The sequence below is a fragment of the Variovorax sp. PAMC28562 genome, from assembly GCF_014303735.1.
Taxonomy (GTDB): Bacteria; Pseudomonadota; Gammaproteobacteria; order Burkholderiales; family Burkholderiaceae_C; genus Variovorax.
This window is the reverse complement of sequence record NZ_CP060296.1, coordinates 4,552,240-4,576,055: the sequence shown is the minus strand read 5'-3', so window position 1 is coordinate 4,576,055 and position 23,816 is coordinate 4,552,240. Positions and strand designations below refer to the sequence as shown.

At 63.9% G+C, this 23,816-nt stretch carries 26 protein-coding genes; 16 read left to right on the top strand and 10 right to left on the bottom strand.

Annotated features, from left to right (window positions below):
• Positions 1 to 3: 3 nt before the first annotated feature.
• The 5 genes from kynA to H7F36_RS21490 all read right to left on the bottom strand — a co-directional run bounded on the left by kynA (position 4) and on the right by H7F36_RS21490 (position 5,075).
• Entirely contained in the window at positions 4 to 840 is an 837-nt protein-coding gene (gene kynA, locus H7F36_RS21510) for a tryptophan 2,3-dioxygenase (RefSeq protein WP_187052675.1), read from the bottom strand.
• 26 nt (positions 841 to 866) lie between these two features.
• Positions 867 to 2,180 carry a kynureninase gene (kynU, locus tag H7F36_RS21505; protein WP_261802430.1) on the bottom strand — a complete coding sequence of 438 codons (1,314 nt, stop codon included), beginning with the start codon at positions 2,178 to 2,180 and terminating at the stop codon, positions 867 to 869.
• A complete protein-coding gene (kynB, locus tag H7F36_RS21500) occupies positions 2,177 to 2,827 on the bottom strand; it encodes an arylformamidase (protein WP_187052674.1) in 651 nt (216 codons plus the stop codon). Before kynB ends, kynU begins: the two co-directional genes overlap by 4 nt.
• Before the next feature lie 113 nt (positions 2,828 to 2,940).
• Positions 2,941 to 3,873, bottom strand: a complete 933-nt coding sequence (gene argF / locus H7F36_RS21495) for an ornithine carbamoyltransferase (RefSeq protein WP_187052673.1) — start codon at positions 3,871 to 3,873, stop codon at positions 2,941 to 2,943.
• Positions 3,870 to 5,075 (bottom strand): aspartate aminotransferase family protein, encoded by a 1,206-nt coding sequence (locus tag H7F36_RS21490; protein WP_187052672.1) that lies wholly within the window; start codon positions 5,073 to 5,075, stop codon positions 3,870 to 3,872. The genes argF and H7F36_RS21490 overlap by 4 nt, the downstream gene beginning before the upstream one ends.
• 157 nt (positions 5,076 to 5,232) lie before the next feature.
• Here H7F36_RS21490 and H7F36_RS21485 point away from each other — a divergent pair, with 157 nt between their 5' ends.
• Positions 5,233 to 5,550 (top strand): DUF3579 domain-containing protein, encoded by a 318-nt coding sequence (locus H7F36_RS21485; RefSeq protein ID WP_187052671.1) that lies wholly within the window; start codon positions 5,233 to 5,235, stop codon positions 5,548 to 5,550.
• Between the two features lie 126 nt (positions 5,551 to 5,676).
• Here H7F36_RS21485 and rpsT read toward each other — a convergent pair whose 3' ends face one another.
• Complete coding sequence (gene rpsT / locus H7F36_RS21480; RefSeq protein WP_187052670.1) at positions 5,677 to 5,991, bottom strand: 30S ribosomal protein S20; 315 nt, start codon at positions 5,989 to 5,991, stop codon at positions 5,677 to 5,679.
• 108 nt (positions 5,992 to 6,099) lie between these two features.
• On the opposite strand from rpsT, the gene murJ reads away from it, so the two are divergent.
• The 4 genes from murJ (at position 6,100) to yccS (ending at position 11,415) form a co-directional block, all read left to right on the top strand.
• Positions 6,100 to 7,662 (top strand): murein biosynthesis integral membrane protein MurJ, encoded by a 1,563-nt coding sequence (murJ, locus tag H7F36_RS21475; RefSeq protein ID WP_187052669.1) that lies wholly within the window; start codon positions 6,100 to 6,102, stop codon positions 7,660 to 7,662.
• A gap of 74 nt (positions 7,663 to 7,736) precedes the next feature.
• The gene (locus H7F36_RS21470) at positions 7,737 to 8,585 is read left to right on the top strand and encodes a SirB1 family protein (RefSeq protein WP_187052668.1); all 849 of its coding nucleotides are present in this window, start codon (positions 7,737 to 7,739) and stop codon (positions 8,583 to 8,585) included.
• The gene (locus tag H7F36_RS21465; protein ID WP_187052667.1) at positions 8,582 to 9,010 is read left to right on the top strand and encodes a bleomycin resistance protein; all 429 of its coding nucleotides are present in this window, start codon (positions 8,582 to 8,584) and stop codon (positions 9,008 to 9,010) included. The genes H7F36_RS21470 and H7F36_RS21465 overlap by 4 nt, the downstream gene beginning before the upstream one ends.
• Positions 9,011 to 9,138: 128 nt before the next feature.
• On the top strand, positions 9,139 to 11,415 hold the full coding sequence (gene yccS / locus H7F36_RS21460) for a YccS family putative transporter (RefSeq protein WP_187052666.1): 2,277 nt from the start codon (positions 9,139 to 9,141) through the stop codon (positions 11,413 to 11,415).
• Between the two features lie 15 nt (positions 11,416 to 11,430).
• On the opposite strand, the gene H7F36_RS21455 is transcribed toward yccS, so the two are convergent.
• Both H7F36_RS21455 and purM read right to left on the bottom strand, forming a co-directional pair.
• Positions 11,431 to 12,546, bottom strand: a complete 1,116-nt coding sequence (locus tag H7F36_RS21455) for an AI-2E family transporter (protein WP_187052665.1) — start codon at positions 12,544 to 12,546, stop codon at positions 11,431 to 11,433.
• A gap of 51 nt (positions 12,547 to 12,597) precedes the next feature.
• Positions 12,598 to 13,650 carry a phosphoribosylformylglycinamidine cyclo-ligase gene (gene purM / locus H7F36_RS21450; protein WP_187052664.1) on the bottom strand — a complete coding sequence of 351 codons (1,053 nt, stop codon included), beginning with the start codon at positions 13,648 to 13,650 and terminating at the stop codon, positions 12,598 to 12,600.
• 133 nt (positions 13,651 to 13,783) lie between these two features.
• On the opposite strand from purM, the gene hda reads away from it, so the two are divergent.
• From hda to H7F36_RS21425, 5 genes are all read left to right on the top strand, one after another.
• A complete protein-coding gene (gene hda, locus H7F36_RS21445; protein WP_187052663.1) occupies positions 13,784 to 14,470 on the top strand; it encodes a DnaA regulatory inactivator Hda in 687 nt (228 codons plus the stop codon).
• Between the two features lie 15 nt (positions 14,471 to 14,485).
• Positions 14,486 to 16,147 (top strand): polynucleotide adenylyltransferase PcnB, encoded by a 1,662-nt coding sequence (pcnB, locus tag H7F36_RS21440; RefSeq protein WP_187052662.1) that lies wholly within the window; start codon positions 14,486 to 14,488, stop codon positions 16,145 to 16,147.
• Positions 16,144 to 16,746 (top strand): 2-amino-4-hydroxy-6-hydroxymethyldihydropteridine diphosphokinase, encoded by a 603-nt coding sequence (gene folK / locus H7F36_RS21435; RefSeq protein WP_187052661.1) that lies wholly within the window; start codon positions 16,144 to 16,146, stop codon positions 16,744 to 16,746. Before pcnB ends, folK begins: the two co-directional genes overlap by 4 nt.
• A gap of 94 nt (positions 16,747 to 16,840) precedes the next feature.
• A complete protein-coding gene (locus H7F36_RS21430) occupies positions 16,841 to 17,485 on the top strand; it encodes a DUF47 domain-containing protein (protein WP_187052660.1) in 645 nt (214 codons plus the stop codon).
• 14 nt (positions 17,486 to 17,499) lie between these two features.
• Positions 17,500 to 18,510 carry an inorganic phosphate transporter gene (locus tag H7F36_RS21425; protein ID WP_187052659.1) on the top strand — a complete coding sequence of 337 codons (1,011 nt, stop codon included), beginning with the start codon at positions 17,500 to 17,502 and terminating at the stop codon, positions 18,508 to 18,510.
• Positions 18,511 to 18,546: 36 nt separating this feature from the next.
• Here the strand turns inward: H7F36_RS21425 and H7F36_RS21420 are convergent, their stop codons facing one another.
• Both H7F36_RS21420 and H7F36_RS21415 read right to left on the bottom strand, forming a co-directional pair.
• Positions 18,547 to 18,993, bottom strand: coding sequence for a hypothetical protein (locus tag H7F36_RS21420; RefSeq protein ID WP_187052658.1), 447 nt, complete (start codon positions 18,991 to 18,993; stop codon positions 18,547 to 18,549).
• A 9-nt stretch (positions 18,994 to 19,002) separates the two neighbouring features.
• The gene (locus H7F36_RS21415) at positions 19,003 to 19,527 is read right to left on the bottom strand and encodes a GNAT family N-acetyltransferase (RefSeq protein ID WP_187052657.1); all 525 of its coding nucleotides are present in this window, start codon (positions 19,525 to 19,527) and stop codon (positions 19,003 to 19,005) included.
• A 207-nt stretch (positions 19,528 to 19,734) separates the two neighbouring features.
• Here H7F36_RS21415 and rpsP point away from each other — a divergent pair, with 207 nt between their 5' ends.
• From rpsP to H7F36_RS21385, 6 genes are all read left to right on the top strand, one after another.
• On the top strand, positions 19,735 to 19,998 hold the full coding sequence (rpsP, locus tag H7F36_RS21410) for a 30S ribosomal protein S16 (RefSeq protein WP_187052656.1): 264 nt from the start codon (positions 19,735 to 19,737) through the stop codon (positions 19,996 to 19,998).
• A gap of 13 nt (positions 19,999 to 20,011) precedes the next feature.
• Complete coding sequence (rimM, locus tag H7F36_RS21405) at positions 20,012 to 20,563, top strand: ribosome maturation factor RimM (RefSeq protein WP_187052655.1); 552 nt, start codon at positions 20,012 to 20,014, stop codon at positions 20,561 to 20,563.
• A gap of 31 nt (positions 20,564 to 20,594) precedes the next feature.
• Complete coding sequence (gene trmD / locus H7F36_RS21400) at positions 20,595 to 21,350, top strand: tRNA (guanosine(37)-N1)-methyltransferase TrmD (protein WP_187052654.1); 756 nt, start codon at positions 20,595 to 20,597, stop codon at positions 21,348 to 21,350.
• Positions 21,351 to 21,462: 112 nt separating this feature from the next.
• Positions 21,463 to 21,855, top strand: coding sequence for a 50S ribosomal protein L19 (rplS, locus tag H7F36_RS21395; protein WP_187052653.1), 393 nt, complete (start codon positions 21,463 to 21,465; stop codon positions 21,853 to 21,855).
• A gap of 190 nt (positions 21,856 to 22,045) precedes the next feature.
• Positions 22,046 to 22,774 (top strand): CoA pyrophosphatase, encoded by a 729-nt coding sequence (locus H7F36_RS21390; RefSeq protein ID WP_187052652.1) that lies wholly within the window; start codon positions 22,046 to 22,048, stop codon positions 22,772 to 22,774.
• Between the two features lie 40 nt (positions 22,775 to 22,814).
• Positions 22,815 to 23,816, top strand: a complete 1,002-nt coding sequence (locus H7F36_RS21385) for a CobD/CbiB family protein (RefSeq protein ID WP_187052651.1) — start codon at positions 22,815 to 22,817, stop codon at positions 23,814 to 23,816.

The window sequence follows — 23,816 nt, the reverse complement described above, 5'->3', positions numbered from 1 at the left end:
CGCTCAAAGCTCGGTACGCAGCTTCCAGATCTCCGGGAACAGCACCACGTCGAGCATCTTGCGCAGATAACTCACCCCCCCCGTGCCACCAGTGCCACGCTTAAAGCCGATGACGCGCTCGACCGTGGTCACATGCCGAAAGCGCCAGAGACGAAAAGCGTCTTCGATGTCGGTCAGCTTCTCGCCTAGCTGGTACAGGTCCCAGTGCGCGCGCGGATCGCGGTACACCACGAGCCATGCCGCTTCGACTGCATCGCTGGATTCATACGGCAGCGTCCAGTCGCGATCGAGATGGTCGGCTGGCACGGCGAGACCTTGACGTGCCAGGAGTCGCAACGACTCGTCGTACAAGGACGGCGAGCGCCATGCCGCTTCCACCTGGGCCAGCAGATCGGGCCGATGCGCATGGGGCTTGAGCATGGCGGGATTTTTGTTGCCGAGCGCGAACTCGATGCAGCGGTACTGCGCGCTCTGAAAGCCGCTGGAGTTGGCAAGGTACGGGCGCATCGCGCTGTACTCGGGCGGCGTCATCGTCGACAGCACGGTCCATGCACTCACCAGCTGTTCCATGATGCGCGTGACTCGCGCGAGCATCTTGAAAGCGTCCGGCAACTCCCCTGAAGCGACGCAGGCGATCGCGGCGCGCAGCTCGTGCAGCATGAGCTTCATCCAAAGCTCGCTGGTCTGGTGCTGGACGATGAAGAGCATCTCGTCGTGCGTCGGCGAGAGCGGGTGCTGCGCGTTCAGGATCTCGTCGAGATGCAGGTAGTCGCCGTAGCTCATCGACGTGCTGAAGTCGAGTTGCGCGTTCTCTTGACTGACGATTTTTTCGGTGCTCATGGCGTGCTTCCGGTGCTCCTGGTGTTTCAGGTCACCGCGTTCTTCCGGTTGAACTCGGGGCGTTTCCATTCTTCGGTTTCGAGCACCTGCACGATGTGTTCCACGCTGTGCCAGACATCTTCGAAGCCGAGGTAAAGCGGCGTAAAGCCGAAGCGCAGGAGGTGCGGCATTTGCGCATCGCCTGCGCGAAAGTCGCCGATCACGCCGCGTGCGATCAAGGCCTGCACGACGGCGTAGGCCGCGTTGGCGTCGGCCTCGGCGGCATCTGCCATCGCGAGGGACACCTGCGAGCCGCGTTGCGCGTGGTCGCGCGGCGTGACGAGCGCGAAGCGATCGGGGCAGCGTGCTTCGACCAGCGCGATGAACGCATCGGTGAGCGCGAGCGATTTGGTGCGCAATGCAGCCATGCTGCCGAAACCGTCGTTGAAGGCTTCGGCCGCGAGGACGGTGTCGAGACCGCATTCGAGGCCGGCGAGCGAGACGATGGGTTGGGTGCCGCAAAGGTATCGGCTCACACCCGGTGCGGGCCTGTAGTGCGGGGTGAATTCGAACGGCGCGGCATGGCCCCACCAACCGGACAGTGGTTGCTCGAACTGGCCCGCGTGCCGCGTGTGGACCCAGACGAAAGCCGGCGCGCCGGGGCCGCCGTTCAGGTACTTGTAGCTGCAGCCGACTGCGAAGTCGGCATCGCATTCATTGAGCGCGACGGGTACGGCGCCAGCGCTGTGTGCCAGGTCCCAGACGGTGAGCGCACCGGCAGCATGCGCGGCCGCGGTGACGGCCTTCATGTCGTGCATGGCGCCGGTGCGGTAGTTGACGTGCGTGAGCATCAGCACGGCCACCTCGTCGGTCAGCGATGCGGCAAGGTCGGCGGCTTCGATGAGCTTGAGCGTGAATCCGCGCTCGCGGCAGAGCGACTCGGCGATGTAGAGGTCGGTCGGAAAGTTGCTGCGCTCGCTCACCACGACCTTGCGGTTCGATCCGCTCTGCGCGACCTGACTCAGCGCCGCGAACAGCACTTTGTACAGGTTGATCGACGTGCTGTCGGTGCAGACCACTTCGCCCGGTGCTGCGCCGATGAGCCGCGCGACCTTGTCCCCCAGCCGCTGCGGCAAGTCGAACCAGCTTGCGGTGTTCCACGAGCGGATGAGGCCTTCGCCCCATTCCTTCGTGACGACTTCTGCAATGCGCGCGGGCGCCGATTTCGGCAGCACACCGAGCGAGTTGCCATCGAGGTAGATCACGCCCTCGGGCAGCGTGAACTGGTCGCGCAGGTTGCGCAGCGGGTCTTCGCGGTCGAGTGCGCGGCAGTCGTCGAGTGTCATGGTGGTGGAGCTCATTGGGGCAATTGGCGAAGGACGGCACGAACGGGGGAGGCATCGGCGCTGACGAGCTTGAGTGGCAGCGCGATCAATTCGTAGTCGCCTTCGGGAACGTCGTCGAGCACCAGGTTTTCTAATACGCGAAGATTCAGTCGGCGGATGACCTGATGGCTGTCGAGCGTCTTGCTGTCAGCCGGGTCGATGCTCGCCGTGTCGATGCCGACGAGCAGCACGCCGAGCGCGGCAAGCCGTTCGATGGTGGCCGGCGCGTAGGCGGCGAGGTCGCCGTCCCAACGATCGACCGGTGCATGTTCGTAGGTGCGTACCAGAACGCGCTGCGGCAGGTCGGCGAGCGCATGCGCGATGTGCGACCACTCGATCAGCGGACCGCGCGCGATCACGTGAATGACGCGGCAAGTCCCGAGAAAAGGTGTGAGATCGAGGTCGCCGATGCTCGCGCCGTCAGCGTCGTAGTGCAGTGGGGCATCGGCATGCGCGCCGACGTGCGGTGACAGCGTGATCTCGCTCACGTTGACCGGGCAACCCGGCCCAATGCTGGCGGCCCAGCGCTGCTGGTACGGCGTGTCGCCGGGGAACACTGGTGCCCCTACGTAAACCGGCGGCGAGATGTCCCAGAGGCGCAGCGCGGTGGAAGAGAAAGTCATGCAGCGAAGTTAGCGCCGCGCAAGGGGTCGTGGTGTCGGTTATTTCCAACAGCACATAAACCCGATCAGCCGTGAATCACGGTCTTGCAGGACGGCTTGCAAAGTGAAGCCGTTTAAAGCTTCCCGAGCAGCAAGAACTCCATCAGCGCTTTTTGCGCGTGCAGGCGATTTTCCGCCTCGTCCCACACCACCGACTGGGGCCCGTCGATGACATCGGCTTCGACTTCCTCGCCACGGTGTGCCGGCAGGCAGTGCATGAAGAGCGCGTCGGGTTGCGCCGCGCCCATCATTTCCGTGTCGACGCACCAATCGGCGAACGCGGCACGGCGTGCTTCGTTCTCCGCCTCGAAGCCCATGCTGGTCCAGACGTCGGTGGTGACCAGGTCTGCGCCGCGGCAGGCTTCCATCGGATCCTTGAAGACTTTGTAGCTGTCGGTCGAGCGTATGCCGGCGACCGACTGGTCGACTTCGTAGCCGCTCGGCGTGCTCACATGAACCTTGAAGCCGAGGATCTCGCTGGCCTGCAGCCAGGTGTTTGCCATGTTGTTGCCGTCACCGACCCACGCCACTGTCTTGCCCCTGATCGAGCCACGGTGCTCGATGAAAGTGAAGATGTCGGCCAGGATCTGGCACGGATGGAATTCGTTGGTCAGGCCGTTGATGACCGGCACGCGCGAGTGCTCGGCAAAGAGCTCGATCTTGTCTTGCCCGAAAGTCCGGATCATCACGATGTCGACCATGCGGCTGATGACTCTCGCGCTGTCCTCGATCGGCTCCGCGCGGCCGAGTTGGCTGTCGCCGGTGGTCAGATGCACCACGCTGCCGCCGAGCTGGTACATGCCCGTTTCGAAGCTGACGCGCGTTCGCGTCGAAGCCTTCTCGAAAATCATCGCCATCGTGCGGTCGGTCAGCGGCTGGTGCTTTTCGTAGGCTTTGAACTTCTGCTTGATGATCGCCGCGCGCTCGAACACATAGGCGTATTCGTCCGCGGTGAAGTCGGAGAACTGCAGGTAGTGGCGAACCGGCTGGCTGGTGGCTGCGGTCATTTGATCGGCTCCGCCAGAAAGGCTTTCACCAGCGGTGCGAGCAGGGCGACGATTTCGTCGGCCTCGGCCGTGCTCAGGATGAGCGGAGGCACCAGGCGGATCACACTGTCGGCCGTCACGCTCAGGAGCAGGCCAGCTTCGCAAGCGCGATTCAGGATGATGCCGCAGGGACGATCGAGTTCGATGCCGATCATCAGCCCCTGTCCGCGCACGTCCTTCACGCCCGCCAAGCCTTCGAACTCGCTCTCCAGCGCCGCCTTCAAATGGGCGCCCACTTTGGCCGCGTTGTCGAGCAGCTTGTGCTCTTCCATGATGCGGATGGTTTCGACGCCGGCACGCATCGCCAGCGGGTTGCCGCCGAACGTGGTGCCGTGGTTGCCCGGGCCGAAGATATGCGCGGCCCTCGGGCCGGCCACCACCGCGCCGATCGGCACACCGGAGCCCAGGCCCTTGGCCAAAGGCATCACGTCGGGCAAGATGCCGGCCCACTGGTGCGCGAACCACTTGCCGGTGCGACCCATGCCGCACTGCACCTCGTCGATCATCATCAGCCAGTCTTTCTGGTCGCACAGGGCGCGCACTTGCTTCATGTATTCCAGCGCCATCGGGTGGATGCCGCCTTCGCCCTGAATGGCCTCGAAGAACACGGCGACGACGTTCGGATTGCCTTGGGTGGCGTTCTTCAACGCCTCGATGTCGTTCAACGGCACACGGATAAAGCCTTCAACCAGCGGGCCAAAACCGGCCTGAATTTTCGGGTTGCCGGTGGCCGACAGCGTGGCGATGCTGCGGCCATGAAAGGCGTGCTCATAGACGACGATTTCAGGTCGCTCGATGCCCTTGTCGTGACCGAACTTGCGCGCCAGCTTGAGGGCCGCCTCATTGGCTTCCAGACCGGTGCTGCAGAAAAACACGTTGGTCAGCCCCGACAGTTCGCAGAGCTTGGCGGCCAGTTGCTCCTGGCCGGGCACGTGGTAGTAATTGGAGCTGTGAATCAGCTTCGAAATCTGGTCCTGCAAGGCCGGCACCAGCTCTGGATGGTTATGGCCGAGCGTGTTGACCGCGATGCCGCCCAGTCCGTCCAGATAAGCCTTGCCGTTGGTGTCCCAGACTCGGCAGCCCTGGCCGTGCGACAGCGCGATCGGCAGCCGACCGTAAGTGTTCATGACGTGGGGCGAGGTGGGTTGCACTGGGGCGCTCATGCGGTACTCCGAGAAAAGGAAAAGGAATTCTAGGCGGCGTCATCGTCGCAGGCGGTGACGATTCCGCATCACAGCAATGCCCTTGGCACGTCCTGTGCAGAGCGCATGGCTAAAATCATGGTGCGCTGCAGCATCCTGGTGCAGTTCAACCCGATTCATGGACTCCCCCGCCTCTCAAGTCATATTTGTCCAGGGCATCACGAGTGATGGCCGTGCATTTCGGCCCAGCGATTGGGCCGAACGTCTGGCGGGCGTCATGAGTTCGTTCAGGCCGGGCGGCGCCGTGCCAGGCGATCATTTGAGCTATTCGCCTTGGTGCGTTCCGACCACCATCAACGGCGTCAAGTGCGTGATCGTGAATCGCGAACTGCGCGAGCACGAGGTCATGGCCTGGGACTTCGTCATGAACTTTGCCCGCGACAACGGTTTGCAGGTCGGTGAGGTTTGCGGCGTGCCGGATGCCAAGAAGGCTTAGAACTCAGATAGCGCAAAGAGCGCAGACATGAAAAAACCGCCCGAAGGCGGTTTTTTCACTTTGCTGCAGCGCACCCCGATCAAACGGCGGACGGGAGACCCGTCCGGGCTGTTTGCCTGACTGGTGTCAGGCGGCGGCCTTTTCAGGCGCCAGGACGAGGTTCTTGACCTTCGTCGAGAGGCGGCTCTTGTCGCGAGCTGCCTTGTTCTTGTGGAAGATGCCCTTGTCGGCAACCGTGTCCACAATGCTTTGTGCCTTGGCGAACAGTTCGGTCGCCTTGGTCTTGTCGCCGGCCAGAACAGCCTTTTCGACGTTCTTGACCGCGGTGCGGTACTTGGAGCGCAGCGAGGTGTTCGCAGCGTTCAGTTTCGTGCCCTGACGGACGCGTTTACGGCCCGATGCGAGGCGGGGGTTCTTTTTCTTGGGTTTGGCTGATGCCATGATTCGGATCCTTTAGTGTCTGAGGATGATGCAGCAAAGCCTTCTATTATAAGCGGAGCCGGACGCGACGCCATCCGCAGCGGCACGGTGCGCACATACACTCGACCGGTGTCACTTTTTCGCTCTGCCTCCACCGTCTCGCTGCTGACCCTGGCCTCGCGCATCACCGGTCTCGTGCGTGACGTGCTGATGAGCTCGGTGTTCGGCGTCAGCGCGCTCACCGACGCTTTCTACGTCGCGTTTCGCATCCCCAACCTGTTTCGTCGCGTGCTCGGCGAAGGCGCCTTCAGTCAGGCCTTCGTGCCCGTGCTGGCCGCCTGCAAGACGGAGCACGGCGACGAAGGCGCCAAGCAGCTCATAGACCACGTCGGCACGTTGCTGACCTGGACCCTTGTGGTGCTGTGCGTGGTCGGCGTCGTGGCCGCGCCGCTGATGGTGTGGGCGATGGCCAGTGGACTGAAGCAATCGGGCGGCTTCGACAGCGCGGTCGTCATGACGCGCTGGATGTTTCCGTACATCGGCTTCATGGCGCTGGTGGCGTTGGCGGGCGGCATTCTCAATACGTGGCGGAAGTTCGTCGTGCCGGCTGCCTCGCCGGTCTTGCTCAACCTGGCGCTGATTTCTTCGATCGTGCTCGGTGCACCGCTTTTCAGGCGCTACGGCATCGAGCCCATCTATGCGCAATGCATCGGCGTGATGGTCGGCGGCATCTTGCAACTGGCGCTGCAAATTCCTGCGCTGCGCTCGCTCGGCATGATGCCGCGCATCGGCGTGCGATGGGCCGCGCTCCGAGCCGCATGGGCCGACCCGACCACGCGCAAGATCCTCAGGCTGATGCTGCCTGCGCTCATCGGTGTCAGCGGCGCTCAGATTTCGCTGCTTATCAACACGCAGATCGCATCGCATCTGGCCGAAGGCAGCGTTACCTGGATCACCAACGCCGATCGGCTGATGGAGTTCCCCAGCGCGATGCTCGGCGTGGCGCTGGGCGTGGTGCTGATGCCGCAACTCGCCGCCGCGCGTGCCGCCAAGGACGACATCCGTTACTCGGCAATGCTCGATTGGGGCCTGCGCCTCGTGGTGCTGCTCACCGTGCCGTGCGCCGTCGCGCTGCTGGTGTTTCCGCAGCCGCTGGTAGCGGTGCTTTTTCACAACGGCGCGTTCAGCGCGCTCGACGTACAGCGCACCACGGCGGCCTTGATGGGCTACGGCACCGGCCTGCTCGGCATCGTCGCCATCAAGGTGCTTGCCGCCGGCTACTACGCGCGGCACGACATGCGCACGCCGATGCGCATCAGCCTCGGCGCGCTGGCGTTGACGCAGGTGCTCAACATTTTTCTGGTGCCGCAGATGCAGCACGCAGGGCTGACCCTGTCGATCGGCATCGCGACGCTGGTGAATGCGCTGCTGCTGCTCATCGGCCTGCGCCGGGCCGGCAGCTTCAAGCCTGAACCCGGTTGGGGCCGCTTCATTGCGCAAGTGCTGGCCGGGACAGTGGTGCTGGGCGCGCTGCTCGTGTGGGGTAACCAGCACTTCGACTGGATCGCCCTGCGCGAACAGCGCCTGCTGCGTGTCGGGCTGCTGGCAGGCATCGTCGTGAGTGCCGCGGCCCTCTACTTTGCAACGCTGGCGCTGGTCGGCGTCAAGCTTCGCAGCTTCATGCGGCGTTGAACTCCTCGACGCAGCGCTGAACGGGTCCGTGCGTCAGAGCTTGACGCTCCCGGATGCCTCCACTACAAAGACACATGTCCCTCCGCTTTTCAGCGCCCACCGCTCTTGAGTATTTCGGCTCGCTCGTGCAGAGCGACGACCACTTTCCGCTGCTCGAAGCCGCCGCCAGCCTGGCGCAGGATGAGTACCCCGAGCTCGATGTGCAACAGGTCCTCGGCGATGTCGACCAATTGCTGGCCCGGCTCAAGCGCCGCCTGCCGGCAGATGCCGCGCCGCTCCAACGGCTGCGGTTGCTCAATCAGTTCTTCTTTCACGATCTGAGTTTCGGCGGCAACGTCAACGACTACTACGACCCGGACAACAGCTATCTGAACGCCGTGCTGCGCACCCGCCGCGGCATCCCAATCTCGCTCGCGGTGCTGTGGATGGAGCTGGCGCAGGGGCTCGGGCTGCACGCACGCGGCGTTGCCTTTCCGGGTCACTTCATGTTGAAGGTGACCTTGCCGAAAGGACAGGTCGTGATCGACCCTTTCACCGGCAAATCACTCTCGCGAGAAGAACTCGGCGAGCGGCTCGAACCGTACAAGCGCAGCAATGGCCTGGTCGACGATTTCGATGTGCCGCTCGGGCTGTACCTGCAGCCCGCGGCACCCCGTGAAATCATCGCGCGCATGCTGCGCAATCTGAAGGAAGTGCACCGCACGCAGGAAGACTGGCAACGCGCCATCGCGGTCCAGGATCGTCTCGTGGCCCTGTTGCCGGACGCATGGTCGGAGCACCGCGACCGCGGCCTTGCCCATGCCGAACAGGGCAATACCGCGGAGGCGGTGCGCGATCTCGAAACCTACCTGACGCACGCCGACGACGCGCTCGACATCGACGTCATCGCCGAGCGCGTGGCCACGCTGCGGCGCGTGGCATGAGCACCGCGCCGGTTCCGCGGCTCGGCGTTGTCGACCTCGGCACACTGCATCGATTCCACGGCATCCAGCCGGTGTTGCCCGTCGCCGATGCGGCGCGTGCCGCACGCTATTTCTGCGACGTGCTGGGCTTCGAGCTTGACTTCATCGCTGGCGAGCCGCCGAGCTATGCGCGCGTCAAGAAGGGCGATCGCACCCACGGTGACCCGGTCTACATCCGCCTCTGGCAATGCAATGCGCGCGAGACGCGGCAGTGGCGGGGCGAGATCGTCGTCCACGTTGGCCACGATGTCGACGGCTTGCACGAGGCTTACCTGAAGCGCGGCGTGACGGTGATCGAATCACCCGTATCGCAGCCCTGGGGCCTGCGCGAGTTCGCGATTCGTGAACCCGACGGTCATGCGTTGCGCTTCTGCGGCTACGTCTAGGCGTCGCCGCCAAAAGCAACCACCGCACGCGCTGCGCCTGCAGATGACGCTATCAAATGGGTAGCGCGGCGGCAGTTGCAAACTGGGGGCGCGGCCACTTGGCACGCATCCTGCACCACTACATAGCAATGACCAATTCGACCCTCCATTCCCTGCGCCAGCATTGGCGCGCGCTCGCTGCGCGTGCCCAGCCATTGCGCGTGCTGCTCGCGCTCGGCAGCCTGATGGCCGCCTGCTGGCTGACTGAGCGGCAGGACGTGATGATCCCGCTCTTTCTTGGTGCCATCGCCAGCGCGCTGGCCGAAACCGACGACAGCTGGCGCGGCCGGTTCCGGGCGCAGGTGGTTACGCTGGCCTGCTTCGCGGCGGCGGCTTATTCGGTCGAATTCCTCTTCGATTGGCCGCCACTGTTTATCGCCACACTGGCACTGACAGCCTTCGTGTTGACGATGCTCGGCGCCGTTGGAGCGCGCTACAAAGCCATCGCTTACGCCACGCTGATCCTGGCGCTGTACGCCACGCTAGCCGCCGACAACGCGCTGAGTGCCGGATTGCCGCACGACGGTGAACCATTGCTCTTGCTGGCGGGCGCTGCGTGGTACGGCGTGCTGTCGGTGGCGTGGTGCGCCTTGTTTCCTGCACAACCCGTGCAGGCGATGCTGGTGCGGCTCTTCACCGTGCTCGGTGACTACGTGCAGTTCAAGGCGTCGCTGTTCGAGCCGTTGCGCGATATCGACATCGAGCACAAACGGCTCGCGCTGGCGCAGCTCAATGCGACCGTGGTGACCGAACTCAACAATGCCAAGGAAAGTATCTTTCGCCGCATCGGCGCACGGGCTCCGACCGGTCGTATCGCACGCTATCGCGGCCTGTACCTGATCGCGCAGGATGTGCACGAGCGGGCGAGTTCGTCTCACGAGGACTACAACGCGCTGGCCGATGCGTTCTTTCACAGCGACCTGCTCTATCGCTGCCAGCGTGTGCTCGGGCTTCAGGGGCGCGCCTGCCAACAACTGGGGCAGTCGATCGCGCGACGCGAGCCATTCGTGTCAGACGGCTACAGCGTTCATGCACTAGCCGAACTGCGGAATGCCCTCGAACATGCGCGCGCCGAAGCGGACGCGCATTCCCCGGACGCGGCCAAGTCAGAGGGTCGCGCGGCGCGGGCGGCCTTGCTGCCGTCCGTCGAAGCGCTGGCGCGCAACCTCGCGCAGCTCGACGGTCAACTGGCCGGCGCCAGCCACACCGCGCACCCGGCCGCGGGCCTCGGCCGCACCGACATGAGCCTGCTCGACCGGTCGCCGCGCTCCTGGCGCGATGCCGCCGAGCGCGTGCAACGGCAGTTCACGCCGCGCGCACCGCTGTTTCGCCACGCGATGCGGTTGGCCATTGCGCTGACCGTCGGTTACGGCGTAATGCGCGCGATCCATCCGGCACAAGGCTATTGGATTTTGCTCACTACGCTTTTCGTCTGCCAGCAAAGCTATGGCGACACCGTCACGCGAATGGGGCAGCGCATCGCCGGAACGGTGATCGGTGTCGTGGCGGGCTGGGCCTTGCTCGATCTTTTTCCGCAGCCATTGCTGCAATCGATGATCGCCGTGGCCGCCGGCGTGCTCTTCTTCGCGACGCGTACCACGCGCTATCTCGTTGCCACCGCGGCGATGACTTTGCTGGTGCTGATGTGCTTCAACCAGGTCGGCGACAGTGAGGTGTTGATCGTGCCGCGCCTGCTCGACACTGCCATCGGCAGCATCATCGCCGGGCTCGCCGTGCTGTTCGTGCTGCCGCACTGGCAGGGTCGGCGCATTCACGAACTGGCGGCGCTGGCGATGCGGCACCACGCTGGCTATCTGCGGCAGATCGTCGAGCAATATCGTTCGGGCGCCCGCGACGATCTCGACTACCGTCTCGCACGGCGCAATGCGCACAATTCGGATGCGGCGCTGTCGACGGCAGTTTCCGAGATGTTCCGTGAGCCGAATTTCGTGCGGCCGCGTGCCGGCGTGGCCCTGCGCTTTTTGATCCAGTCGCACACCATGCTGAGCTATCTGTCGGCGCTCGGCGCCCATCGCGAGGTGTTGCGGGACGTACCGCGTGCGGTCGTCTTGCGCGAAGCGGCCGAACAGGCTGCGCTGGCTTTAGAACGTTTGACCGAGGGGCTTGGCGGCAGCAATCTTTACTGGAACGAGACGCCGGCTGCATTGGCCGCGCGCGCAGCCCTCAATGCACTGGCAGAAGACATCACGGAAGGCGCTGACGATGCGCAAGTTCGTCTGGTGCGAACGCAGCTCGCGTTGATCTGGTTGCAGCTCGATGCACTGCGCAGCCATGCGGCGAAGTGGATGGACCCGGATGCACCGGAAGCCACGCCCTTACCGAACCCGGCTGCACCGACCACCTGACCTGACATCGCCACTTCACACCAGCCGATTCGCTTCCAGCTCTTTCTTCAGGTACGCATAGAACAGCGGTGCCGCCACCAGCCCGGCAGGCCCGAAAACCGCCTCGGCCACGAACATCACGGCCAGCAACTCCCACACCGCCATGTGTGTCTTGGTGCCGACCACTTTGGCGTTGATGACGTACTCGCCCTTGTGGATCACGATGAGAAATACGAGGCATGCAGCGGCAGCCGCAGGCGACACCGACAGGCCGACCAGCGTCAGCACCGTGTTGCACAAGAGATTGCCTACGATCGGCACCAACCCCGCCACGAATGTCAAGGTGATCAGCGCCGGCTCGTATGGCAGACGCATGCCCCACAACGGCAGCAGCAGCAAGAGAAAGCCTGCGGTAAGCAGCGTGTTGAACGCTGCAATCCAGAACTGGGCTGCGACGATTTGCCGAAAGGCTTCGCCGAACAACCGTATGCGCTGCTCCAATTGCGTCGCCAGCGGACCTTGCACCAGATGCCCGCGCGAGACGCCAGCCAGCGCACCGACGATCAACCCGACGTAAGCGAACAGCAATCCGCCCAGCCAGGCCCGGCCCGTGAGCGCCAGCGCGCCAGCTTGCGTACGCAAATAGCTGGCAACCATGCGCTGAACTTCCGCAGCGCCGTCGGGCAGATACACGCTCACTGTCTCAGGCAGCTTGAGCTTCAGTTCGAGCACGGTGCGCGCGATGTAATCCAGCAATTCCTTGTATTGCTCCGGCGCAGTGAGAACGAACTCGCGCGCCTCGGCGAAGGCGAGCGCGACCAGCCCGATGGGGGCGAGCACCACGAAAGCAGCCGCGAGCACGCCGGGCAAAGTCGATGTGATCGGATGACCCATGCGGGCAGGCAGAGCGCGGCGCACCAGGCTTTCGATGCCGCGCGCAAACGCGCGGGTCGCAAGAAATCCGATGCAGACGAAGAGCAGGCCGGGAAGCAGGTCTTTCCACATCACCAGCAGCAGTCCGCCGGTGATGAGCAGGTAACTTGCGATCACGACGGTGCGAGACGCCGGTCGCTCGGCCGCTGTCACGCGCGGCGGCTGCGCACTGCTGCGAGCGGGAACTGCGGATTCGGGAGACTTGTTCGAACGGGCCATGTGCCGGTGTGATGCAAACGGGCGGACAGAGACGGACGGACTGACGCCTGCTCAGGCCACGACGACAGCAGCGCCATCGCCGCGCGCCGCGATCGTGCCGATCTCGTACACCGCTTCACCGGCGGTTCGCAGCGTTTCGGCGCAGGCGGCGGCTTCGGCTGCGTCGAGCACGACCACCATGCCGATGCCGTTGTTGAAGGTCCGGTTCATTTCGATATCGTCGATGCCGGCGATCTTTTGCAGCCACGCAAAGAGCTCGGTCTTGGGCCAGCTGCCCTTCTTCAGGTGCGCGGCGGTGCCTTCCGGCAGCACGCGCGGAATGTTCTCGAGCAAACCACCGCCGGTGATGTGTGCCAGCGCCTTGATCGGATGGGCAGCGAGCGCTGCGAGCACCGGCTTCACATACAGCCGCGTCGGCTGCATCACCGCTTGGCGGAAGGGCTGACCATCGAGCGTCGCCGGCAAGCCGCCGCCGTCGGTTTGCTGCGCCCGCTCGATCACCTTGCGCACCAAGCTGAATCCGTTGGAATGCACGCCGCTCGAGGCGAGGCCGAGCACCACGTCGCCGGGTTGGACGCTCTGACCGGTCAGGATCTTCGATTTTTCGACAACGCCGACGGCAAAGCCCGCGAGGTCGTATTCGCCGTTCGGGTACATGCCCGGCATCTCGGCCGTCTCGCCCCCAATCAGCGCGCAGCCGCTGAGTTCGCAACCCAGTGCGATGCCGCCGACCACGGCCGCCGCGGTGTCGACGTCGAGCTTGCCGCAGGCGAAATAGTCGAGAAAGAAGAGCGGCTCGGCGCCTTGCACCAGCACGTCGTTGACGCTCATGGCGACGAGGTCGATGCCGACCGTGTCGTGCATCTGCCATTCGAAAGCCAGTTTGAGCTTGGTGCCGACGCCATCGGTGCCGCTCACCAGCACCGGCTCCTTGTAGCGCTTGGGCACTTCGAAGAGCGCGCCGAAGCCGCCGATGCCAGCCAGAACGCCTTCGCGCATCGTCTTCTTCGCGAGCGGTTTGATGCGCTCGATCAGCGCGTCGCCGGCATCGATATCGACGCCGGCATCCTTGTAGCTGAGCGGGGTGGACGAAGAAGAAGTCATGGGCGGTCGATAGAAGAAGAGGGCTGAACAGAGACAGGCGCCAGCGACCATGGTGGCCGGGCCGATAGAATTCCTCACGATTTTAAGGGCCGCGACAACTCGCTCCATTGGCCTCCTCCATGAACCTTCCGGGATGAAACAGCTGGCGCTCGACATCGGCATTGCCACAGGTCCGACCTTCGCGGGCTTCTTTGCGGGCCCGAACGAAGCGACGCTGCGGCATCTGCAGTTGTGGGTCGGTGCCGGTGCAGGCCCCGCATTGCATTCCCCGGTGCCGACGTACCTGTGGGGCGAAGGCGGCAGCGGCAAGACGCATTTGCTCGAATCGGTTCGGGTCGCGTTGCGGGAGCAAGGCGCAACCGTCGGCTGGCTGCATGCAGGTGTGATCGAGCCGCTCGAGTTCGATGAGCGATGGAGCGCCGTGCTGATGGACGACGTCCATCTCTACACGGCGGTGCAGCAGCACGCGGCCTTCAACTGGTTCGTCAATGCGCAGACGCTTCAGCGTGGCGTGGTGGCAGCGGGCGCGCTGCCGCCGGCCGACTTGCCGTTGCGTGAAGACTTGCGCACACGGCTTGGCTGGGGGCACGTGTTTCACTTGCAGGTGCTGAGCGAACCCGAGCGCCGCGCGGTGTTGCGCCAGGCGGCCGATGCCCGCGGCGTCCTGTTGTCGGACGATGTGCTCGACTACGTGCTGCATCGATTCAGCCGCGACCTGGGAAGCCTGATGGAGCTGTTGGATCAGCTCGACGGCTATGCACTGCAAACGCAGCGCGCGATCACGATCCCGTTGATTCGCGCGATGCTTGAAAATGAGTAAGAGCTACCAAACACAATGATCAAGACATTCATCGACAAACTGCTCGGCAAATCCGCCGACGGCTCCCGCGGCAAAAGCCGCTTCGGCAAGCGCCAGGAGGTCGCCGCCTCGGTGCACGGCATCGACCCGGCTTTGGTCGATGAGCGCGCGAAGAACGTGGTCACCACGCTTCAACAGGCCGGCTTCGAGGCGTATGTGGTCGGCGGCGCGGTGCGCGACTTGCTGCTCGGCCTGCGTCCCAAGGACTTCGACGTGGCGACCAACGCAACGCCGGAGCAAGTCAAGGGGCTCTTTCGCCGCGCCTTCATCATCGGCCGGCGCTTTCGCATCGTGCACGTGGTGTACGGCCGTGGCCGCGAACATGAAGTGATCGAAGTTTCGACCTTTCGCGCCTACATGGACAACGCCGCCGCCGAGCAGGTCGCCGGTAACGAGCGCACCAGCAAGGGCGAACTGGCCAGCATGAAGCATGCGGTCGACGCCAGCGGCCGCGTGTTGCGCGACAACGTCTGGGGCCCGCAGGAAGAAGACGCGGCGCGCCGCGACTTCACCGTCAACGCGATGTACTACGACCCCGCCAATCAGGTGGTCGTCGACTATCACAACGGCATCAAGGACGCGCAGAAGCTGACGCTCCGGATGATCGGCGATCCGGCCACGCGCTACCGCGAAGACCCGGTGCGCATCATTCGCGCAATCCGTTTCTCGGCCAAGCTGGCTGCGCTCGGCTTCAAGATGGAAGCGAAAACGGCCGCGCCATTGATCGAGTCCAGCAAACTGCTGGCCGACGTGCCGCAGAGCCGCTTGTTCGATGAGATGCTGAAGTTGCTGCAAACCGGGCACGCGATTGCAACAGTCGCACAACTGCGCAAGCTCGGGCTCGCCAAGGGCATCTATCCGCTGCTCGATGTGGTGGTCGAGCGGGCCGACCAGGCCTTCGTCAAAGCCGCATTGATCGACACCGACCGCCGTGTCGGTGAAGGAAAGCCGGTGGCGCCGAGCTTCCTGCTGGCCTGCGTGCTGTGGGCCGATGTGCGCGACGGCTGGGCAGCGCGACTCGAAGGCCGCAACGGACAACGCGGCCAGCCGGCCTATCCGGCACTGCAAGACGCGATCGACGACGTCTTCAATTCGCGCATCGGCGACGTGTCGGGTCGCGGCAAGCTGGCCGCCGACATGCGCGAGATCTGGATGATGCAGCCGCGTTTCGACAAGCGCAGCGGCGCGACGCCTTACAGCCTGGTCGAGCAGGCACGCTTTCGCGCCGCGTTCGACTTCATGCGGTTGCGCGCCGATGTCGGTGAGATCAGCGAGGCCATCGGCGAGTGGTGGCAGGAATTCAGCACGGCAGACGATCTGCGCCGGCAAGACCTGATGGACCAGGTCCGCGACGAACAGAAAACGAGACAACGGGTGCGCGTCCGCGATCCGCTGCCAAAAGACAGTGCTTCGCCGAACGCGCCGCGTGAGCCGCAGGATGTTCGTGGTATCGGCGGTGACCAGGACGATCGCGGTGAACGCGATGAGGCCGATGCGCCGGGCGGTGAGTTCCCGCAGGAGGGCGAGGGTACGGCTGCACCGCGCAAACGACGTCGCCGGCGCAAGCCGCGCGCGGGCGGTGGCGGCGAAGGCAGCGACGGCGGTGCAGAGGGCGATGGGGGCGCTGCAGCAGCATGAGCCGATCTCCAGCGCGTCCGGCCGGACGGCCCAACAGCGGACCGCCACGCGGCGCGCCGCCCCGGCGTGCCGCCAGCGGCAAGGGCGCGCCGTCGAAGCGTTCGGCTGCGCCGGTACGGCGGGGCCGGGACGAGTACCCAACGGTGTCTGCCTACGTCGGGCTCGGCGCCAACCTGGGCGACGCAGCGGCCACGGTGCAAGAGGCGATGACTGCGCTCGGCGCATTGCAGCGAACCGTCGTCACCGCACGCTCGTCGCTCTACCGGAGCGAGCCCGTCAATGCAGAAGGGCCGGATTTCGTGAATGCGGTGGTGGCCTTGCGCACCGGCCTCGATGCCGAGCAGTTGCTCGCTGCGTTGCAGCGTCTCGAAGAAGCTGCCGGACGCGAACGGCCTTTTCCTAATGCGCCGCGCACGCTCGATCTCGATCTGTTGATGTATGCCAACACAGTGCGCAACAGCGACACGCTGACACTGCCGCATCCGCGCATGCGCGAACGCGCCTTCGTGCTCAAGCCGCTGGCCGAGATCGCGCCCGACAAGGTGCCTGCTGCCGCGCTGGCGCGTGTCTCGGGCCAGGTGGTCAAGCGCATCGTCTGAGCGCGGGGCTGCCTTCGCGGCCGGCCATTACACTTGCGCGGTTTTTCACAGCGGCGTCATGAACGTGTGTTAGCCGCGCATTCAGGAGAGCGCTATGTTCGGCAAGCTGCTACCCCGCGAGGGGAATTTTTTCGAGATGTTCAACCAGCACGCCGAGCGGATCGTTGAGGCCGCACGTGCTTTCGAGAATCTTGTTGCCAACTACAACGATGTCCACCTGCGTGAGCAGTACAACCGCGATGTCGATAATGCCGAGCGTGCAGCCGATCGCGTGACGCACGACGTCAACCGGTTGATTCACAAGACCTTCATCACGCCGATCGATCGCGAGCAGATCCACAAGCTCATCAACACGATGGACGATGTGGCCGATCTGATCCAGGACTCTGCTGAAACCATGGCGCTGTACGACGTGCGTCACATGACCGACGAGATCGTGCGCCTCACCGCGCTCAGCGTGAAGTGCTGCGACCGCCTGAAAGACGCAGTCAAGTTTCTCGGCAAGATCGCCGACCCGGCCGTGGCCGAGGCAGTCTTGAAGACGTGCGAAGAAATCGACCGGCTCGAATCCGACGCCGACCGCGTGATGCGCAGCGCCATGAGCAAGCTCTTTCGCGAAGAGCCCGATGTGCGCGAAGTCATCAAGCTGAAGGCCATCTACGAACTTCTCGAAACCATCACCGACAAATGCGAAGACGTGGCGAACGTGATCGAGGGCATCGTCCTCGAAAACTCGTGATTCGGTAAGCGCGCATGGCAGCAGTTCAGGTCAGCCTGTGGGTCGTGGTTTTGCTCGTCGTGCTGGCGATCCTGTTCGACTTCATGAACGGGTTTCACGACGCCGCGAATTCGATCGCGACGGTCGTGTCGACCGGTGTGTTGAAGCCGGGTCAGGCGGTGGTCTTCGCGGCGTTCTTCAATCTGGTGGCGATCTTCGTCTTTCACCTGAGCGTGGCGGCGACGGTCGGCAAAGGCATCGCGCAGCCGAGCGTGATCGACGTGCACGTGGTGTTCGGTGCGCTGATCGGCGCCATCAGCTGGAACCTTGCCACCTGGTACTACGGCATTCCGAGCAGTTCTTCGCATGCGCTCATCGGCGGCATCGTCGGCGCGGTGATCGCTAAGGCCGGCTCGAGTGCGCTGGTGGCTTCGGGCATCTGGAAGACCGTGGCCTTCATCTTCGTGTCGCCGCTGCTCGGTTTCTTGCTCGGCTCCTTCATGATGATCCTGGTCGCCTGGGTGTTTCGCCGATCGACGCCATCGCGGGTCGACCGGTGGTTCCGCCGGCTGCAGCTCGTCTCGGCCGGCGCCTACAGCCTGGGCCACGGCGGCAATGATGCGCAAAAAACCATCGGCATCATCTGGATGCTGCTGATTGCCACCGGCTATGCCAATGCCAACGACGCCAGTCCGCCGACCTGGACCATCGTGTGCTGCTACACCGCGATCGCGCTCGGCACGATGTTCGGCGGCTGGCGCATCGTGAAGACCATGGGGCAGAGGATCACCAAGCTCAAGCCGGTCGGCGGCTTCTGTGCGGAGACGGGTGGGGCGCTCACCTTGTTTCTTGCAACCGCCCTGGGTATTCCGGTGTCGACGACGCACACCATCACGGGCGCTATCGTCGGTGTCGGCGCCACTCAGCGTGCCAGTGCCGTGCGCTGGGGCGTGGCGGGCAACATCGTGTGGGCGTGGGTCTTCACCATTCCTGCATCGGCTTTCGTCGCTGCGATCGCCTACTGGATCAGCCTGCAGATTTTTTAGCAGCCGATCGTGGGCTGGCGCGCAGCGGGCGAAAAGTTACTGCGACATCTTTCGGCCTTCTTCGACCTGGTATTCGAAGTAGCGCTGAAAGCTGAACGCAATGCTCGACATGAGGACCGTCGTGCCGATCAGCAACGACACGACGATGGCGCCGATGGTGAGCCATCCGGTTTGCCCGGGAGGTGCATCGGGTGCCGCTCCGGCGTTGAAGCGCCCGTTCCATTTTTCAGGCGTCATCAGGCCGTAGATGATCGCGGTCAACGCGCACCCAGCGATGGTGAAACCGATCAATGGGATGAGCAGCCAGCTCCATTGGTCATCCAGACCGTTGAGCCGCGCGCGTTCTATGCCGTAGAGGCCCAGCGCGGTCGGAATGGGCAGAAGCCAGCCGAGCATGTCGCCAAGGCCACGCAGGTAGAAGCGATGCAGGCCGAGCGGGCCGCCGACAAAGGCAAGCCACGCGGCCAGGGTCTTGTTTTTCATCGCGCCTTTTTACTCCGGCGCGGTGTCGCTGCCCCGGCCTAAAACTTTGTCCATCAACACCACGTCTCGCCATTGACCGAACTTCCAGCCGCAATCCTTCAACACACCGACGTGTGAAAAGCCTTGCGCTCGATGGACGCCGACCGAGCCGAGGTTGGCCGAATCGCCGATGACCGCGATGAGCTTGCGCACGCCGACCTCTTCGGCAGCCTGCATCAGCGCGGCCAGCAACTGAGTGCCGAGTCCCTGGCCGCGGGCGCTCTCGGCGAGATAGATCGAATCCTCCGCCGAATATCGGTACGCCGGCCGTGGCTTGAACCAATTGCAGTACGCAAAACCGAGCACCTCGCCGTTGTCGCCTGCTGCCACCAGATAGGGCAGATCTTTGGACAGCACATCGGCGCGGCGCGCGGTCATGTCTGCCGCCGTGGGTGGATTGGTTTCGAAGGTGCCTGTGCCGTGCAGCACATGGTGGGCGTAGATCGCGGTGATGGCGTGCAGATCGTCTTCACGGCTGGGGCGAATGGTGGTCATCAGGAAGCCTGGGAGGCGATTTGTGGTGGACGAGGTACGGGGGCGGGACGGGCCGAGTCTGACAATCAGGTGGGCGGGCTATAATCATGGGCTTTTCAGCGTGTCGCTGGCCGGGTGGCCATGTCGCGTGTCTCGACGCTGGAAGAACACCGTGTGCAAGCGTTATCGGGATTTTCCCGGCTTGCTGCACCACCCGAAGGATAAATCATGGTCGTCATTCGACTCTCCCGCGGCGGCTCCAAAGGCCGTCCGTTTTTCAACATCGTCGTGTCGGACAAGCGCGTTCGCCGCGATGGCCGTTTCATCGAGCGTCTGGGTTTTTACAACCCGGCCGCCAAGGAAAATGAAGAGAGCATCCGCATTTCATCGGACCGCCTGGCTTACTGGACCGGCGTCGGCGCACAGGCTTCTCCGACCGTGATGCGTCTGGTCAAGCAAGCCGCTGCTGCGGCACCCAAGGCAGCAGCCTGATCGGCGGTAGGTAATGCTGCCCACGCTCGAAGCCGCCGCACTGCCGGCGGATGCGATCGAGGTGGGGCGCATTGCCGATGCCTGGGGCATCAAAGGCTGGTTTAAGGTCATGCCCCACAGCGCCCAACCCGAGGCGCTTTTTTCTTCCAAGCGCTGGTTCATCCAGCCGCCTGGCGGAACTTCCGGCCCCTTCAAGCTCGCGATTCGCGAGGCCAAAGAACATTCCAATTGGGTCGTCGCGCACTCTGACGACGTGCCTGACCGCACCGCGGCTGAAGCGCTGCGAGGTGCGCGCGTTTTCGTACCGCGTTCGAGCTTTCCGACTGCGGCTGAAGACGAGTACTACTGGGTCGATTTGATCGGTCTCGACGTCGTCAATCGCGAGGGCATAGCGCTCGGCAGCGTGCGTGAACTGCTCGCGACGGGTCCGCAAACCACGCTGGTGTTGACGGCCGAAGAAGACGGCAAGCCGATTGAACGCATGGTGCCGTTCGTGTCCGTCTACGTCGACAAGGTCGACCTCGCCGGCCGGCTGATCACGGTCGACTGGCAGCCCGAGTACTAGGCGCCGCGCGTTAGTCGCTCATCGAACCGCCATGCGCTTCGACCTCATCACGCTGTTTCCCGAACTGTTCGCGCCCTTCTTTGCGAGCGGTGTCACGCGTCGCGCTTACGAATCGAAGCAGGTCGAGGTCGTCCTCTGGAATCCGCGCGATTTTGCGCAAGGCAACTACAAGCGTGTCGACGATCGACCCTTTGGCGGCGGTCCGGGCATGGTCATGATGGCCGAACCGCTCACCGCTTGCCTCGTTGCGGCGCAGGCTGCGCGGGGGGATTCGTCAGTTGCCGCACCCGTCGTGCTGTTCTCGCCCATCGGCGAAGTTTTGCGGCACGCGGCTGTCGAACTTTGGTCGGCGAGCGAGGGCGCGGTGTTGATCTGCGGACGCTACGAAGGGATCGACCAGCGCTTTATCGATACGCGCGTCACGCATCAGATCAGCCTCGGGGACTTCGTGCTGTCGGGTGGAGAGATCGCTGCGATGGCCTTGCTCGATGCCGTTGCCCGTCTGCAACCTGGCGTGCTCGGCGACGAGGCCAGTCATGCGCAGGACAGTTTCAACCCGACGCTCGATGGCTTGCTGGACTGCCCGCACTACACGCGCCCCGAGCAATGGAACGGTGTGAGCGTCCCAACGCCGTTGATGTCTGGTCACCACATGCAGATCGAGCGTTGGCGGCGCGATCAACGCCTTGCGATCACGGCGGCGCGACGCCCCGAGCTTATCGAGGCAGCGCGCGCAGCTGGTCGTCTGGATGCGGCCGACGAGACGGCTTTGAAGAAAAAGCTATAATTTCGGGCTCCCCGATCCTCTGCCCGGCCGCGTGACGTACCTCGACTCTTTCAGAGTCGAACCCGCCAAACGCCTTTTGTGTAGCGCGAGCACGATCGACATCAGGAAAGTCATGAATCTCATCGAAACCCTCGAGCAGGAAGAAATCGTCCGCCTCGACAAAAAGATCCCCGTTTTCATGCCCGGTGACACGGTCATCGTCAGCGTGAACGTGGTCGAAGGTACCCGCAAGCGTATTCAGGCCTACGAAGGTGTCGTGATCGCCAAGCGCAATCGCGGCCTCAACAGCGGCTTCACGGTGCGCAAGATTTCGAGCGGAGAAGGTGTGGAGCGTACGTTCCAGACCTACAGCCCGCTGATCGCCGCCATCGAAGTCAAGCGCCGCGGTGACGTACGTCGCGCCAAGCTGTACTACCTGCGCGAGCGCAGCGGTCGTTCAGCACGCATCAAGGAAAAGCTGCAACTTCGCAGCAAGACTGCCGCACCGGCAGCCGCTGCGCAATAAGCAGCCTCCAGGCACTTGTTCCTGTGCATCGAAAAGCCGCCGTCATGGCGGCTTTTTGCATTGGCGCCTCGATTGGCCGGACGCGACGGCAGTCTTCGTCGTTGCGCGCTATGGTCAGCGCATTCTGTGACCTCTGCGTCTTTTGTGCCGTTTCAGGCGCTCACCATCGAAGCCGATCCCTATTTTTTCCATGCAATCCGACCCTATCGAACCGATCAACGCGGCGCCTTTCGTGCCCATGCCATCGTTCGATCCACGCACCGTGCCCGTTACGGCCGTCGACCACCAGTTGCCCGTAGTCGCTGCGTCGCAGCTGACAGCCCTTGCGTTGCGTGCGCGCTTTGGGACACCGCCAACCTGGTCGCCTGAAGTGCGGCGTGAGCCGCGCTTTGCCGACCGCGTGCCGGCTCAGGCAGCGGTGCTGGTTCCGATTGTCATGCGCGAGGTGCCGACGGTGCTGCTGACCGAGCGCACGACGCATCTGTCGACCCACTCCGGCCAGGTGGCATTCCCGGGTGGCCGTGTCGATCCGGAAGACATCAACGTCGCCGCGGCGGCGATGCGCGAAGCGTGGGAAGAGGTCGGATTGGAGTCGCGTTTCATCGAGGTTCTGGGCAGCTTGCCAACTTACACCACTGGCACTTCTTTCATCATCACGCCAGTGGTCGCGCTGGTGAAGCCGGGGTTCGAGCTCACCATCAACCCCTACGAAGTCGCGGACTCGTTCGAAGTGCCGCTGGCGTTCCTCATGAACCCTGCGAACCACCGTCGTCACACCATTGTGTGGCGATCAGCCGATGGCGAATCGCAGCGGCGCGAGTGGTTCTCGATGCCTTACCAGGACGGTGCGCACGAGCGCTTCGTTTGGGGCGCCACGGCCGGCATGCTGCGCAATCTCTATCGCTTCATGATCGCCTGATAGCCGTTGTCGCAAAAGCCCTCGTCGCTATCATCGAAGAATGAGCTTTTTTGCCATCCTGTGCGCGTTGCTGATCGAACAGGTGCGGCCGCTCGCCTTTCATAACCCGATCTACGGCGGCGTGCTCGCCTGGACGCGCTGGATCAGCCGCAATTTCGATGCGGGCAAGCCGCATCACGGGTGGATCGCATGGACCATTTCCGTGTTCATACCGACGCTGATCGCACTCGGCGTGCACTGGCTTTTGGTGCTCACCCTGGGCTTGCCTTTTGCCGTACTGTGGAGCATCGCGGTGCTTTATGTCACCTTGGGCTTTCGGCAGTTCAGCCATCACTTCACCGGCATTCGCGATGCGCTCGACGATGGCGATGAGCCGCTCGCCCGATCGCTGCTGGCGCATTGGCAGCGTGTCGACGCAGCCGACTTGCCGCGCAGCGAAATCGTGCGTCATGTGATCGAGCATTCGGTCATTGCTGCTCACCGACACGTGTTCGGCGTGCTGGCGTGGTTTTCGATTCTGGCCGCGTTCGGGCTCGGGCCGGCCGGCGCCGTTTTCTATCGCATGAGCGAGTTCGTGGCGCGCTACTGGGCGCACAAGAGCGGCGCTACGAACCAGCCGTCGAGCGTGTGGGTGCAGCAGGCGGCGCACCGTGCGTGGAGTGTCATCGACCGGCTACCGGCGCGAATCACGGCGCTCGGCTTCGCGGTGGTCGGCAGCTTCGAGGAGGCGATCGATTGCTGGCGCAACGACGCGAGTCGCTTCCCTGATCCGAACGACGGCGTGATCCTCGCAGCGACCTCGGGCGCAGTGAATGTGCGGCTAGGCGGCGGTACGCTCAGCCCGGTGCCGATCACCGATCCGCTGCAGCGCGCCCAGGCCGGCGACCCTCTGCTGAGCGCGCGCACCTTCGACAGCGGAAGCACGCCGGGCCGCGAGCCCGAGCCGGCGCATCTACGCAGTGTGGTCGGCCTGGTGTGGCGATCGGTCGTGATGTGGATGGTGTTGCTGGCGCTGTTGACGCTGGCGCGCCTGCTTGGTTGA